General features: G+C 73.4%; 14 protein-coding genes, 1 tRNA gene and 1 pseudogene. 9 read left to right on the top strand and 7 right to left on the bottom strand.

From position 1 onward, the window contains the following. Positions 1–8: 8 nt before the first annotated feature. The gene (locus ACQEVC_RS01890) at positions 9–875 is read right to left on the bottom strand and encodes a MurR/RpiR family transcriptional regulator (protein ID WP_318401884.1); all 867 of its coding nucleotides are present in this window, start codon (positions 873–875) and stop codon (positions 9–11) included. A 68-nt stretch (positions 876–943) separates the two neighbouring features. On the opposite strand from ACQEVC_RS01890, the gene ACQEVC_RS01885 reads away from it, so the two are divergent. From ACQEVC_RS01885 to ACQEVC_RS01875, 3 genes are all read left to right on the top strand, one after another. Further along, on the top strand, positions 944–1777 hold the full coding sequence (locus ACQEVC_RS01885; RefSeq protein WP_432872737.1) for a class I SAM-dependent methyltransferase: 834 nt from the start codon (positions 944–946) through the stop codon (positions 1775–1777). 80 nt (positions 1778–1857) lie between these two features. Beyond that, entirely contained in the window at positions 1858–2694 is an 837-nt protein-coding gene (locus ACQEVC_RS01880; RefSeq protein ID WP_432872736.1) for an MOSC domain-containing protein, read from the top strand. Between the two features lie 197 nt (positions 2695–2891). Continuing rightward, positions 2892–3953: an expansin EXLX1 family cellulose-binding protein gene (locus ACQEVC_RS01875; RefSeq protein ID WP_432872734.1), complete on the top strand. Its 1062-nt coding sequence runs from the start codon at positions 2892–2894 to the stop codon at positions 3951–3953. A gap of 76 nt (positions 3954–4029) precedes the next feature. On the opposite strand, the gene ACQEVC_RS01870 is transcribed toward ACQEVC_RS01875, so the two are convergent. The 3 genes from ACQEVC_RS01870 to bcp form a co-directional block, all read right to left on the bottom strand. Next, on the bottom strand, positions 4030–4548 hold the full coding sequence (locus ACQEVC_RS01870) for an N-acetyltransferase family protein (protein ID WP_432872733.1): 519 nt from the start codon (positions 4546–4548) through the stop codon (positions 4030–4032). Between the two features lie 109 nt (positions 4549–4657). Continuing rightward, positions 4658–4738 (bottom strand) — tRNA-Leu (locus ACQEVC_RS01865). Positions 4739–4768: 30 nt separating this feature from the next. Continuing rightward, positions 4769–5245 (bottom strand): thioredoxin-dependent thiol peroxidase, encoded by a 477-nt coding sequence (gene bcp / locus ACQEVC_RS01860; protein ID WP_432872731.1) that lies wholly within the window; start codon positions 5243–5245, stop codon positions 4769–4771. A 138-nt stretch (positions 5246–5383) separates the two neighbouring features. Between bcp and ACQEVC_RS01855 the strand changes: the two genes are divergently transcribed. The 4 genes and pseudogenes from ACQEVC_RS01855 (at position 5384) to ACQEVC_RS01840 (ending at position 8272) form a co-directional block, all read left to right on the top strand. Beyond that, positions 5384–6103 carry an energy-coupling factor ABC transporter permease gene (locus ACQEVC_RS01855; protein WP_432872729.1) on the top strand — a complete coding sequence of 240 codons (720 nt, stop codon included), beginning with the start codon at positions 5384–5386 and terminating at the stop codon, positions 6101–6103. A 17-nt stretch (positions 6104–6120) separates the two neighbouring features. After that, positions 6121–6513: pseudogene (locus ACQEVC_RS01850) on the top strand (PDGLE domain-containing protein); the annotation flags it as partial. Between the two features lie 149 nt (positions 6514–6662). Beyond that, positions 6663–7433, top strand: a complete 771-nt coding sequence (gene cbiQ, locus ACQEVC_RS01845) for a cobalt ECF transporter T component CbiQ (RefSeq protein ID WP_432872727.1) — start codon at positions 6663–6665, stop codon at positions 7431–7433. Further along, entirely contained in the window at positions 7430–8272 is an 843-nt protein-coding gene (locus ACQEVC_RS01840; RefSeq protein ID WP_432872725.1) for an energy-coupling factor ABC transporter ATP-binding protein, read from the top strand. The genes cbiQ and ACQEVC_RS01840 overlap by 4 nt, the downstream gene beginning before the upstream one ends. Positions 8273–8323: 51 nt before the next feature. Here the strand turns inward: ACQEVC_RS01840 and ACQEVC_RS01835 are convergent, their stop codons facing one another. Genes ACQEVC_RS01835 through ACQEVC_RS01825 form a run of 3 tightly spaced genes read right to left on the bottom strand, consistent with a single transcriptional unit; the run spans position 8324 to position 10774 of the window. Further along, positions 8324–9526, bottom strand: coding sequence for a hypothetical protein (locus tag ACQEVC_RS01835; protein WP_432872723.1), 1203 nt, complete (start codon positions 9524–9526; stop codon positions 8324–8326). Next, positions 9523–10242, bottom strand: a complete 720-nt coding sequence (locus ACQEVC_RS01830; protein ID WP_432872721.1) for a DsbA family protein — start codon at positions 10240–10242, stop codon at positions 9523–9525. The genes ACQEVC_RS01835 and ACQEVC_RS01830 overlap by 4 nt, the downstream gene beginning before the upstream one ends. After that, entirely contained in the window at positions 10235–10774 is a 540-nt protein-coding gene (locus ACQEVC_RS01825) for a MauE/DoxX family redox-associated membrane protein (RefSeq protein ID WP_432872719.1), read from the bottom strand. Before ACQEVC_RS01825 ends, ACQEVC_RS01830 begins: the two co-directional genes overlap by 8 nt. A gap of 589 nt (positions 10775–11363) precedes the next feature. Here ACQEVC_RS01825 and ACQEVC_RS01820 point away from each other — a divergent pair. Continuing rightward, positions 11364–13325, top strand: a complete 1962-nt coding sequence (locus tag ACQEVC_RS01820) for a copper resistance CopC/CopD family protein (RefSeq protein WP_432872717.1) — start codon at positions 11364–11366, stop codon at positions 13323–13325. 11 nt (positions 13326–13336) lie between these two features. Continuing rightward, positions 13337–14086, top strand: a complete 750-nt coding sequence (locus ACQEVC_RS01815) for a YcnI family copper-binding membrane protein (RefSeq protein ID WP_432872715.1) — start codon at positions 13337–13339, stop codon at positions 14084–14086. The last annotated feature ends 150 nt before the right edge of the window (positions 14087–14236 follow it).

Raw genomic sequence — 14236 nt, 5'->3', positions numbered from 1 at the left:
GCCGGTGGCTATCCGACGAACAACTGGCGGCGGGCGGCCGACTGCTCGAACTCCTCCAGTCGGCGCTGGGCGTCGGCCGGTGCGGCGTCGCAGATCGCCTGGAGCAGCACCATCGACAGCGCCATCGGCGCGGTGTGCAGGTCGAAGACGAGCTGGGCGCCGACCGCGGCCGGCAGCACGATGTCGGCGTACTCGGCGGCCGGGCTGACCGCCGAGTCGGTGATCACCACCACCGACATCCCGGCCGCGCGGGCTTCCCGGAGCGCGTCCAGCGACTCCCGGGGATAGCGGGGCAGCACGATGCCGAGCAGCGCACTCGCCCCGGCCGCCCGGGCCTGCTCCAGCCGGTCGGTCAGCAGCGTCCCGCCGGAGTCGAGGACCCGTACGTCCGGATGCACCTTCGCCGCGAAGTACGCGAAGTAGCCGGCCAGCGGGGCGGCGGCGCGCAGCCCGAGTACGACCAGCGGGCGGCTGCCGGCCAGCAGCGTGCCGGCGGCGGTCACCCCGTCCCGGTCGGCGAGCTGCTCGGCGAGCCGGTCCAGGTTGTCGGCCTCGGCGCGGATCGCCCGCTGCATCTCGTTGCCGGCCGGTATCCCGAGATCGGGCCGGCCGTAGCCGGCGGCCGCGATCTCCCGGAGCCGGCGGCGCAGCGCCGGATAGCCGTCGTAGCCCAGTGCCATGGCGAACCGGGTCACCGAGGGCTGGCTGACCTTGGCCAGTTCGGCGACCTCGGCCGCGGAGAGGTAGGCGGCGGAGGCGGCGTGCTGGACCAGGCTGTGCGCGATCCGTCGCTGGGTCGGCGTCAGCCGGATGCCCTGGAACAGGTCGAGCACGCGGTCCATCGGCGGGGCCGCGATGACAGCGCTGTCATTCACAAGAAGACTGTATGCATGAAATAATTCAGAGGGCAATGGGACACCGCGAACGTGGTAGAACCTTCCGGGTGGACGGTACGAATTTCCGGCGTGCGATCGCCCGCACGCGCCTCGCCCCCGTTGCCGCGTTCCCCAAGCGGTTCATGCGGGTGGCCCGGCATGACGCCCGGGTGATCAGTGTCTCGGCCAAGTGGCTGCTCACCTCCCGCGAGCACCACAACTACACCTACGACCTGACCAAGCTCAGCCGGGAGCACCTTGCCTGGTTCGTCAGCGTGACCTGCGACGTACCGGTCAAGCAGGTGCGGGCGTACCTCACCGAGATCGAGCAGGACGAGCCGCTGCGGCGGCACATCGAGCAGGCCACCGCCGCCTCGGACCGGCGCGGGCTGGCCGACCGGCGCGTCCGGTACGCCCGCCGGATCGGCTGGTACGCGATCGTCCGGGCCATCCGGCCGAAGCACGTCGTGGAGACCGGGGTCGACAAGGGGCTCGGCACTTGCGTACTCGCCTCGGCCCTGTTGCGCAACGCCGCCGACGGCGAGCCGGGCCGGGTCACCTCGCTGGACATCAACCCGGAGGCCGGTTACCTGGCCAAGGCCGAGCCCTGGGCCAGCGTGGTCGACCTGGTGATCGGGGACTCGCTCGCCTCGATCAAGGCGCTGGACCGCCCGGTCGACCTCTTCCTGCACGACAGCAACCACAGCACCGGGCACGAACGCCGGGAGTTCCAGGCCGTGTCCCCGAAGCTGGCTGCCGGGGCCCGGCTGCTCACCGACAACGTCACGGTGACCAACGTGCTCGCCGAACACGCCGAGAAGACCGGCCGCCGCTTCCTCGCCTACCGGGAGACCCCGGCCCAGCACTGGTACCCCGGCGACGGGATCGGCATCGCCTGGTAGGCGTCCGGTTTCGCACTCCGCGCCCGCTGGCCGGAAACCACCTACCCGGCCGGCGGAACCGCTGTGGCAGGGTGGACGCCATGCGGCTGGTCTCCCTGCACACGTACCCGGTCAAGGGCTGTTACCGGCTCGACCTCGACGCCGCCCGGGTCGAGCCGTGGGGCCTGGCCGGCGACCGGCGCTGGATGATCGTGGACGACGACGGGGTCGGCGTCACCCAGCGCCAGGTGGCCGGTCTGGTGGCGATCCGCCCCGAACTCCGCCCCGGCGGGCTGGTGCTGCGCGTCGCCGGCCGGCCCGCGCTGGAGGTCACCGAGCCGACCGACGGCGAGCCGGTCGCGGTACGCGTCTTCTCGAACATGCCGGCCGCCCCGGCCCGGCGGGCGGAGCCGGCGGCCGACGACTGGCTCTCCCGGCTGCTGGACCGGAAGGTCCGGCTGGTCTGGCTCGGCGACCCGACGGTGCGCCCGATCCCGGACACCGGTCTGGTCGACCCCGCCGACCGGGTCAGCTTCGCCGACGGCTACCCGCTGCTGCTGGCCAACCGCGCCTCGCTGGACGCGCTGAACGAGTCCCTGGTCGAATCCGGCAACGCCGAGGCGCCGCTGCCGATGACCCGGTTCCGCCCCAACGTGGTGGTCGGCGGCGCCGACCCGTGGGCCGAGGACGGCTGGACCGGCCGCCGGCTCCGGATCGGCCCGGTGACGTTCCGGGTGGCCAAGCCCTGCGGCCGCTGCCTGGTGACCACCACCGACCAGGAGACCGGGGTACGCGGCCGCGAGCCGCTGCGCACCCTGGCGAAGTACCGCCGGATCAACCGGCAGTTGGTCTTCGGCCAGAACCTGGTGCCGGTGCCCGGCCCGGCCGGTTCGGCCGGCACGCTCACCGTCGGCGACCCGGTGGAGCCGCTCGACTGAGCTGACCCTCCTCCCCGCCGGCCCTCTTCCGCGCTGATCCTCTTCCGCGCTGATCCTCTTCCGCGCTGATCCTCTTCCGCCCGGCGACAACCGGGGCGGGCGGCCGGCGCCGGCCCATCGGCGCCCGTCGACCGGCCCGGCTCGGCGGCCGGTGGAGATCTTGCGAAAGCCGCGACGGCTACGGCAACATGCCCCGGATGACCGAGGCGGAACTTCCCGACGGTACGGACGGCGGCGCTCCGGCGGCTGCCCCGGAGTCCGGCGACGGCCCGGGCGCGGGTGGTGGGGCGGCGCGGCGGCGTCCGTCGCCGCGCTGGCTGGCCGGCGGGTTCGCAGCGCTACTCGCCGCCGTCCTCGGGTTGGCGCTCTTCTGGCAGTTCTCCGAGCCGGCCGCCTGCGCCGCCGCCCTGGCCGCACCACCGCTGGAACGGCTCGGGCCGATGGTGGAACGGGCCGGACCGATGGTGGAGCGGGCCGGGCCGCCGGTCGGTGCGACCGTCTACAAGGGAAAGGCGTCGCACTACGACGGGGGCAGCTCGGGCGGAAACTGCTCGCTGCCGGGCCCACCGGCCAACCGGCTCTACGTCGCGCTCGGCTCCAGCCAGTACGCCGGCTCGGCCGCCTGCGGCAGTTTCCTCGACGTGACCGGCCCGAAGGGCACCGTCCGGGTGATGGTGCTGGACCGCTGCGCGGGCTGCACCAACAACAAGATCGACCTGTCCAGGCAGGCGTTCGCGAAGATCGCCGACCTGTCCCAGGGCATCGTCCCGGTGCGCTACCGGGCGGCGGTCGACCCGCCGCTGCCCGGCCCGCTCACCTTCCGGCTCAAGAGCGGCGTGTCGCCGTACTGGTTCGCGGTGCAGGTGGGCAACCACGGCAACCCGGTGAAGTCGGTGGCGGCGAAGCGGGGCGGTTCGAGCTGGCGGGCGGCGAAGCGCGGCTCGGACAACTACTGGGTGATCGACGGCGGGATCGGCCCGGGGCCGTACTCGATCCGGGTGACCGACGTCTACGGGCACCAGGCGGTCGCCACCGGAATCCGGCTGGCCCCCCGACAGGTGCAGCGCGGCACGGTACGGATGTACGACCCCACCCCGGCGGCTGCCGGCTCGCCGGGCCCGTCCGCCTCGTCCGTCCCCCGCAACACCCCCGCCCCGTCCGCGTCGTCCACGCCCGACCCGGCTACGCCGACCGGAGCGGACCCGTCCGGACAGCCGGTGGCCGCGGCCGGCCGCCCCGGCCCGGTCGGCTGCGGCTGACCGCTGACCGTTGCCGTTGCCGTTGCCGCTGTTCGGTGGCGGTGGCGGTGGCGGTGCCGCTGTCCGGTGCCGGTGGTCAGGTCAGCGGCAGCCACATCTGGATCTCGTCGCGGTCGTCGCCCGGCCCGACCCGGAGTGCCCCAGGCAGCCGGCCGACCTCCCGATAGCCGAGCCGCCGGTAGAACTCCTCCACACCCCGGCCGTCCCGGACGGTCAGGTGCAGGGCCTCCCAGCCCGCCTTCCGGGCCACCTGCTCGGCCTCGCGCAGCAGGGCCTGGCCGTAGCCGTACCCCTGCCGGTCGGGGTGCACCATCACCCGCTTCAGCACGCACCAGTGCGCCTTGAGGTGAAACCGGTTGTCGGTGAGGAAGAGCAGGGCGGTCAACTCGTCACCCTGGTAACCGACCAGGAGTTGGTCCGGTCCCTCGTCCGCCGCCCGGAGGGTGGCCAGCGCGAACGGCCGGACGTCGTCCTCGGTGACCGGGCCGACGAACCCGACCGCGCCACCGGCGTTGGTCACCGCCGTCCACAGTCGGACGATCTCGTCGCGCAACTCGGGGGTCGACGGCGGGTCGAGTACGAAGCGGATGCCCACCCGAGCCATCCTCGTCCGCCCGCCGGCAACCCCCGTCGGCCCGCGCGCCGGGCGTGACGGTGCTAACAGCAGGGCCGGCGCCCGCGCGGGCACCGGCCGGACCGAGCTGTGCGGGAGAGGGGAGTCGAACCCCTACGCCCGAAGGCACAGGAACCTAAATCCTGCGTGGCTGCCATTACACCACTCCCGCTCGCGCTCAAAGTCTAGACCGCTGGCGGGCTCAGTCCAGGCCGAGGTCCCGGCGGAGTTTGGCGACGTGCCCGGTGGCCTTGACGTTGTAGAGCGCCCGCTCGATCCGGCCCTCCTCATCGATGACGAAGGTCGACCGGATCACTCCGGTGATCGTCCGACCGTACGACTGCTTCTCGCCGTACGCGCCGTACGCGACGAGTACCGCCTTGTCGGGGTCGGAGACCAACGGGAAGGTGATGGCGTCCCGGTCCCGGAACCTCGCCAGCGCGGCGGGAGAGTCCGGTGAGATGCCGACCACCTCGTAGCCGGCGGCCTGGAGCGAGGCGAGCGAGTCTCGGAAGTCACAGGCCTGCGTGGTGCAGCCCGGCGTCATCGCCTTCGGGTAGGCGTAGAGCACCACCTTGCGGCCACGCAGTTCCTTGAGTGAGAGCGTCTCTCCGGAGTCGGTGGTCAGCGCGAAGTCGGGTGCGGCGTCCCCGGGGGCGAGGCGGATCGGCGAGGTCATGGCCACGACCCTATCGCCAGGTGGACCGGAGATTGCGGTTGCCATACAGCTCTTGCAAAATCTTGGCAATAGCGATGGCCGGCTCCTAGGCTGGGCCGGCCGGCGGGGCGGATCCCGCGCCGGCACCTGGGAGGTGGCGTGGAATACCTGGCAATGCACATCTCGAACGGGATCATCAACGGTCCCGTGGCGGGGGCGTTCGGGGCGTTGGCCCTGGTCGCGCTCGCGCTGTGCGTGTTCCGCGGTCGGCAGGACCTGGACGACCGGCTCGCTCCGATGGCCGGGCTGGTCGCCGCGTTCATCTTCGCGGTCCAGATGCTCAACTTCCCGATCTTCACCGGTGCGGTCAGCGGCCACCTGCTCGGCGGGGCACTCGCCGCGATCCTGGTCGGGCCCTGGGTCGGAGCGCTCTGCGTGGCGGTGGTGCTGATCGTGCAGTCGCTGATCTTCGGCGACGGCGGGGTGGCGATGCTCGGCCTGAACATCGCCAACATGGCGCTGATCGGCGTCGCGGTCGCGTACCTGCTGATCGCGCTGCTGCTCCGGCTCCTGCCCCGTACGGTGACCGGGCTGGCCGTCACCGCGTTCGTCGCCTCGGTGCTCAGCGTGCTGGTCGCCTCGCAGGGCTTCGTACTGCAGTACTGGCTCGGCGGCACCACCGACGTCGGCAGCAGCCTCGGCGGGCTGGCCGGCACGATGGCCGGGGTGCACCTGCTGATCGGCGTCGGCGAGGGCCTGATCACCGCGACCACCGTGGTCACCGTGGCGAAGGTCCGGCCCGACCTGGTCTACGCGCTGCGCTCGCTGCGTCCGCTCCAGACCGCCAACCAACTGCCGCTGGCCGGAGGTGCCCGATGACGACCGGAGGAACCCGGATCTCGAAGCGCTCCGGCGCGTTCATCCTGGGCGGCCTGCTGGTCGCGCTGCTCCTGGCCGGAGTGGTCAGCAACTTCGCCTCGGCCCACCCGGACGGCCTGGACTCGTCGCTGCGCGAGGGCTGCACCTTCGACGCGGACGACAACATCACCGGTGGTAGCTGCCCGGCGCAGCAGGCCAAGGACCACGAGTTGGCCGACTCGCCGCTCGCCGACTACGGGGTCCGGGGCGTCGACAACGCGTTCCTCTCCACCGGGCTCTCCGGGGTACTCGGCGTGCTGATCACCTTCGGCGTCGGCGGCGGCCTGTTCTGGCTGACCCGCCGCCGCTCGACCACCGGTTCGGCGCAAACCACCGGTTCGGCGCAAACCACCGGTTCGGCGCAAACCACCGGTTCGGCGCAGAGCGCTGGCTCCGGATCCGACCCGGCGCGGGCCGCCGGCAGCGGCACGGGTACGCCCACGCCGCGCGGCGGCGACGGGTCGACCGTGACGCCCGCCGGCCGGACCGGTACCGACGGCACCGAGTAGGGGCGCCGGAGATGGGAGCCGGGCACGCCCACGTGCTCTACCGGGACGGGACGTCGGCGGTGCACCGGCTGCCGCCCGAGGTCAAGATCGCGGCGATGGTGGTCTTCACCCTCGCCGTGGTCGCCACCCCCCGCGAGGCGTTCTGGGCCTTCGGCGGCTACCTCCTGCTCGTGCTGCTGGTGGCGGTGGTGTCCCGGGTCGGGCTGCGCTGGCTGGCCAGCCGGTCGCTGATCGAGTTGCCGTTCGTGGTGTTCGCGTTCGCGCTGCCGTTCCTCGGCACCGGCGAGCGGGTGAGCTGGCTGGGGCTCGAACTCTCCGTCGACGGGCTCTACGGCGGCTGGAACATCCTGGCCAAGGGCACCCTCGGGGTGCTGGCCTCGCTGCTGCTCGCCGGTACCACCACGATGCGGGACCTGATCCTCGGGCTGGACCGGCTGCACTGCCCGCAGATCCTCACCCAGATCGCCACCTTCATGCTGCGCTACCTGGACGTGCTGGTCGGCGAGGCACGGCGGATGCGGGTCGCCCGGATCTCCCGGGGTGACGATCCCCGGTTCCTGTGGCAGTTGCGCGGCTTCGCCGCGGGGGTGGGCGCGCTCTTCCTGCGCGCCTTCGAACGGGGCGAGCGGGTCTATCTGGCGATGGTCTCCCGGGGCTACCAGGGCCGGATGCCGGGAGTGTGGCTGGCCACGGACGCGGCCACCACCCGGCACTGGCTGGTGGCGGCGACGGTGCCGCTCGCCGCCACCGGCATCGCCGCCGCCGCGGTCGTGCTGGGATGATCGGGTACGTGGACACCGCTCCGGCCGCCGACCCGCCGTCCCTGGACGTCCGTGGCGTGCAGTTCAGCTATCCCGACGGTCAGGTCGCGCTGCGCGGTGTCGACCTGACCGTGCCGCGCGGCGAGCGGATCGCCCTGCTCGGCCCGAACGGCGCCGGCAAGACCACCCTGGTGCTGCACCTGAACGGGATCCTCGCCGGTGGCGCCGGCACGGTCACCGTCGGCGGGCTGACCGTGGACCGGGACCGGGCCACCCTGGCCGAGATCCGCCGCCGGGTCGGGATCGTCTTCCAGGACCCCGACGACCAGCTCTTCCTGCCCACCGTCGCCGAGGACGTGGCGTTCGGCCCGGCGAACCTCGGCCTGCGCGGCGCCGAACTGGCCCAGCGGGTGACCGAGGCGCTGGACGCGGTCGGGATGGCCGAGCACCGGGACCGGGCGCCCCAGCACCTCTCCTTCGGGCAGCGCCGCCGGGTGGCGGTCGCGACCGTACTGGCGATGCGTCCGGAGATCCTCGTCCTGGACGAGCCCTCCTCCAACCTCGACCCGGCCGCCCGCCGCGAGCTGGCCGGGATCCTGCGCCGGTTGCCGGTGACCCTGCTGATGGTCACCCACGACCTCCCGTACGCGCTGGAGCTCTGTGACCGGTCGGTGATCCTGGACACCGGTCGGATCGTCGCCGACGGGGCGACCGCCGAGATCCTCGCCGACGCCGACCTGCTCGCCCGGCACCGCCTGGAGCTGCCGTACGGGTTCGACCCGGCGGTGGCCGCCCGGCAACCACGGCGGTCAGACCGGCAGGGTGCGCAACCGTGGCAGGGACTCGCCGCCAACGGCTGAGTCCGCTCCGTTGGATGAGCGCCGCCCGTTGACGCTGAATCCGGTCGACCGCTAGCCGCTGACCGCCGGCTGGTCGGCGCGCTCTCCGTCGGCGCCCGAACCGGGCTCGCCCGCCGGCAGGGTCACCGACCAGCGGCGGGCCGGCCGTCGACGTGCACCGGTGCCGGTCGGTGTGGCGTCGGCCGACCGGCCGGTGGCGCGCAGCCGCAGCACACCGGCCACGGCCAGCCCACCGCCGACCGCGATCACCACCGCGACCAGGACCCGGGCCCACTGTGCCGGCCACGGCACCGGGACCACCGAGCGCAGGAAGACCGCCGCGTTGGTCACCCCGGTGAAGAGCGCCAGACAGGTACCGGCGAGCGCCAGCGCGAAGTCGCCGGCCGGTCGCCGGGTCAGCGCGTACGCCCCGGCGGTCAGTGCCCCCACGCCGGTCAGGGCCGGCCAGAGTTGCGCCGTGACGAGTCCGAGCAGCATCCCGCCGAGCCCGGCGTCGGCGCCCCGGGCCAGCGCGAAGCCCAGCGCCGCCACTCCGCCGACGACCGCGAGTACGGCCAGCCCGGCGGTGGCCCGGCGGCCCGGTCGGGAGTTCCGGGGCAGCACCCCGAGCGCCCCGATCGCCAGCGCACCGAGCAGGCTCACGCTCCACCAGGGCAGCGGGTCGGGCGGCGGCAGCCAGTCCAGCGTGCCGCGCAGCTCCACCGGGCGCAGTCCGTCGCGCAGCGGCACCACCCAGTCGCGTACCCGGTGCGGCCGGTCCGGGCCGGCGGCGACCTCGGGCGGTGGCGCCTCCGCCAGCCAGCGGCTGCGCTGGTCGTGCCAGCGGACGACCGGCTCGGTGCCGACCCGTCGCCAGGACGGTGCCCGGGTCGGATCGGCCCCGGCCGGCAGCGCGGTGTCCCCGGCGAGGGTCCGGTTCAGGTACGTCGCCGGCGAGGCGGTGTTCTCGTAGACGCCGTCGGGACGGATCTCCAGGTACGGCTCCCCGGCGTAGCCCAGCACCTCGACCGTGCGACCCGTCCGGTTCTCCAGTTCGAGCCGGGCCCCGCCCTCCACCACCCGTACCCGCAGCCCCGGCAGCGCCGGAGTCACCCCGGTGACCTCGGTGCGGTAGTTGGTGCCGTCCGGGGTGTCGGCGGCGTGCGCGGCGGCCGGCGCGGCGGACCCGAGTACGCCGGCCAGCGCCGCCACCAGGGCGATCCCGACCCGCCGCAGCAGGCCGCTCCGACCGCTGCCCGGGGTGGGGCAGGTCACTTGCCGGCCGCCGCCACCGCTGCGGTGATCGCCTCGGCGCTGGCCTGCACCTGCTTGCCGGCGACGAGCACGGTCGGCGTGCCGGTCACCCCTGCCCGGGCCGCCTCGTCGGTCACGTGCTCGGTCCACTTGTCGAAGGTATTCTCCTCGACGCAGTTGCGGAAACTGTCCCCGGCCAGCCCGATGCTGGTGGCGACCTCGACGAGCTGGTCGTCACTGAGCCCGGCGCCGCCCTCCGGCGGTTGCCGGTCGAAGAGCGCCCTCGCGTACTCCCGGAACTTGCCGCTCTGCGCCGCGCACCCGGAGGCGGCGGACGACCGGGTCGAGTACTCGGTGCTGGAGAAGCGGTTGAGGAACGCCACCGGGTGGTAGGTGACCCGTACCTTGCCCTCGGCGACGAGCTGGTCGAGGGTACCGCCGGCCTGCTGCTCGAAGGTGCGGCAGATCGGGCAGATGAAGTCCTCGTACACGTCGATGTTGACCGGCCCGGAACCGATCACGATGCCGGTGCCCTCCGGGTTGGCCCCGCCCGGCGGGGTGAAGTCGCCGGAGTCCTGGCTGGCCGAGACGCCCCAGCCGATCAACCCGGCGATGATCAGCACGACGACCGCGCCGACCGAGGCCCACAGGGTGCGCTTGCGGCGCCGTTCCCGGGCCATCTGCTCGCGTACCACCCGGGCGGGCCGGCGCTGTCCCTTGCGGTTCCGGTCACTCATCGTCGCTCTCCTCCTCGCGGGTCTCCCGACCCAACGCCGCGTCCACCGAGACCGGGGTACGCGGCCAGACCAGCAGGAAGCCGGCGAGCACCAGGAAGCCCACGTCGCGGAGGACCTCAGTGCCGTACGTCGGGTCCTGACCGGCGGCGAGGTCACCACCGCTGCCGAAGCAGCCGCAGTCGATGGAGAGGCCGCGTGCCCAGGCCGAGGCGATCCCGGCGATGAAGATCACAAGGAGCGCCGCGGAGATCCCGGCGGCGAGCCGGGTGGCGAGCCCGACCAGCAGGATCAGCCCCAGGGCCAACTCCACGAACGGCAGCACCGCGCCGATCACCACCGCCAGGTCGTACGGGAAGATTTTGTACGCGCTGACCGCCCGGCCGGAGGCCGCGAGGTCACCGACCTTGGACCCGCCTGCGGTGAGCCACACGGCGGCCAGGCCCAGCCGGGCGGCCGTGCCGAGCCACGGGCGGACGGCCCGCCAGCGGCCGTGGCCCGGTGCCGGGGTGCTTGCTGTGGTCCGCTCAGTCACAGTCATTAGTCGTCTTGGTCGGTGGGAGGGTTTCCGGCTCCGGTGTGGCTTCGGTCATCCCGAGCGCCGTACCGGGTGAGATCACGCTCACCAACGGTAGGGGGCATTACGGTGGCAGGTGGGCATTACCGGGCAGAACCTCCGGCCGTCGGTCGCCGGAGCCCGGTGGCGGAGCCGATTCGTGCGTCGGCGGTGCCTGCCGTCCCCGGGGACTGGTCCACGGTTTCTTGGGCCGGTGTCGCGGGGTCGGGAACTTTTTCGGGTCCGGCGCCGACTATCGATCTGTGACCCCTGACGGGACCGGGCCCGCGCGCCGGGCAGCCGAGGACTTCTGCGCCGTCCGGCGCGCCGGACGGCGGCCGTCCGCCGTCCGCCGTTCTCCCGGGGTGGCGGCCGGTGCCCGTCGTCCGGGGCTGGCGGCCGGTGGCGGTCGTCCGCGGCCGTCCGCCGTCCGCCGTTCTCCCGGGTTGGCGGCCGGTGCCCGTTGTCCGCGGGTGGCCGCCGGTGGCCGTCGTCCGGTGTCGGGCGGTGTGACCGAGGAGGGCCGGGCGTGACCCGAGGTCGCGCAAGACCGGGGTGGTCGGCCACGATGTCGGGCATGATTGCTGCGAATCGTCGATGGTTGGCCCGCGCCGGCGCCAGTCTCGGCCTGCTGCTGGCCGCCCTCGCCCTGCTGCTCGGCCCGGCCGCCCCGGCCAGCGCGCACGCGGTGCTGGTGAGCAGCAGTCCGGCCGCCGACGTGGTGCTGCCCAACTCGCCCGCCGAGGTGGTGCTCACCTTCAGCGAGAGCGTCCGGGAGGTGCCGGACAAGATCCGCGTCCTCGGCCCGGACGGCGCCCGGGTGGACCGGGGCGACCCGACCTTCAACGGCGCGGTGGTGACCATCCCGGTCGACGCGTCCGGTGCCCAGGGGACCTACCTGGTCAGCTACCGGGTGATCTCGGCGGACAGCCACCCGGTCGCCGGCGCGTACACCTATTCCGTCGGTGCCCCGTCCACGCCGCCGTCGGACAGCGGCGCCGAGGACGTGCACCCGGTGGTGGGCGCGGCGGTACGGGTCTTCAAGTACGTCGGCTACGCCGGTCTGCTGCTGCTGATCGGGCCCGTGATGGTACTCAGCCTGCTCTGGCCCCGACGGCTCGACCGGCGCGGCCCGGCCCGGCTGGTCTGGACCGGCATCGGGCTGATCGTGCTCTCCACCCTCGCCGGGCTCTGGCTCCAGGTGCCGTACACCACCGGCGGCGGGCCGTTCGCGGTCAGCGGCAGCGCACTCGGTGACGTACTCGGCAGCACCTTCGGCGCGGCCCACCTGGTCCGGCTCGGCATCCTGGCCGCGGCGGCGATCCTGCTCCGCCCCCTGATCGGCGGCCGGGCCGGCCGAGGCGACCAGATCCTGCTGACCGTGCTCGGGGTGGCCGGTCTGGGCACCTGGCCGATCGCCGGGCACGGGGCCGCTTCGCCGGTGCCGGCGGTCTCGGTGGTGGTCGACAGCGTCCATCTGGCCGGCATGGCGGTCTGGCTCGGTGGACTGGTCATGCTCGGCGGGTTCCTGCTCCGCCGCGCGAACGACCGGGAACTCGACGCGATCCTGCCGGTCTGGTCCCGCTGGGCGACCGTCGCGGTCTCTGCGCTGCTGCTCGCCGGGGTCGTGCAGGCCCTCATCGAGGTGAGTACGCCGTCCGCGCTGGTGTCGACCACCTACGGCCGCTTGATCATCGCCAAGGTCGTACTCTTCGCCGGGGTGGTCGCGGTGGCCGCGTACTCCCGGCAGTTGGTCCGGCGGCGGCTCCTCGCCGACGGCCCGACCGAGCCGGAGGACGGCTACGCGGAGCCGGAGGACGGCTACGCCGACGATGAGCCGGACGAGCCGGGCGGGATCGGCGGCACGGACGAGCGGGACGGGATCGGCGGCACGGACGAGCGGGACGGGCTCGGCGGCACGGACGAGCGGGAGGACGGCGGGCGGAACGAGCCGGCTGGTTCCGGTTCTCGTGGCTCGGGTGGTCGCGACGAGTTGGCCGCAAGGGCGCTGGCCGGTGGTGCCGTCGCGGGCACCGCTACGGCGCTCCTCGCCGAGGACCCGGCCCGGCCGGTCGGCTCGGCGCGGCGGATCCGGCGGGCGGTCTGGGTCGAACTCGCGATCACCGCTGTCGTGCTGGCCCTCTCCGCAGTACTGGTGCAGACCCCGCCGGCCCGGACCGCTGGCGAGTACGGGGATGCCGGTGGTCCCGGTTACTACACCACCACGTTGACCAGTGCGCTCTACTCGTTGCAGGTCGAGGTGGACCCGGCCGGGACCGGCAGCAACTCGATCCACCTGTACGCGTACACCCCGGACAACAAGCCCCTGCCGGTGGTCGAGTGGCGGGCCACGGCCGCGCTGCCGGACCGGGGTGTCGAACCGATCGAGATTCCCCTGCTGCCGCTCACCGACAACCACGCCACCGGCGAGATCAGCCTGCCGACCGCAGGCAACTGGCAGCTCAGCTTCACGGTCCGGTTATCGGACATCGACCAGGCCACGGTGACCAGCACCGTGCCCATCACCTAGAGAGGTACACCATGATCCGTCACCGTCGGGCCGCGCGCGCCGCGGCCCTCGTCCTCGGGGCAGCCGTGATCGGCGTGTTCGGGCTGGCCTCGTCGGCGTCCGCGCACGTCACGGTCAATCCGAGGGAGGCGACCCAGGGCGGTTACGGTCGCGTGGCGTTCCGGGTACCGACCGAGAGCGACACCGCGTCGACCGTCAAACTGGAGGTGACGTTCCCCGCCGACGCGCCGCTCGCCTCGGTCTCCACGATGCCGGTGCCCGGCTGGACAGTGGCGGTCGAGAAGCGCAAGGTGAACCCGCCGGTGGAGGTGCACGGCAGCCAGGTCGGCGAGGTGGTTTCCAAGATCACCTGGACTGCGGCGGCGAACGCCGGGATCAAGCCGGGAGAGTTCCAGGAGTTCCCGGTCTCGATGGGACCGCTGCCCGAGGTCACGCAGTTGGTGTTCCGGGTACTTCAGCACTACTCGGACGGCAACACGGCGCGCTGGATCGAGCCGCCGGCCGCCGACGGCACCGAGCCGGAGAACGACCCCGCCCCGGTGCTGAAGCTGCTCCCGGCCGCCGGGGAGGGCACGCCGGCGAACCCCGGCCCGGCCGTGGTGCAGCAGCAGGAGCCGGCGGCCGCGTCGAGCGAGGACGGTGGAGACCCGGCCGCGCTGGGGCTGGCGGTCGCGGGCCTGGTCGCCGGCCTCGCCGGCCTGGCGCTGGGCGGGCTGGCGTTCGCCCGTACCCGACGGCAGGCCGCGCCACCCGCCGCCTGATCCCGGGCCGATCCCGCACCTACCGGTGCTCTCGCTGGCCTGTCGGCAGAACTGCCGACAGGCCGGCGGCGTTTTCGGTCGATAATCCGTGTTGAAGCGATTTCGCTCGGTATGGTCGGCGGGTACTGCGACCCCGCCGCCGGTCGTGCG

This window comes from Plantactinospora sp. CA-294935, assembly GCF_050936445.1.
In the GTDB taxonomy this organism is placed as follows: Bacteria; Actinomycetota; Actinomycetes; order Mycobacteriales; family Micromonosporaceae; genus Plantactinospora.
This window is presented reverse-complemented; position numbering and strand designations above follow the sequence as displayed.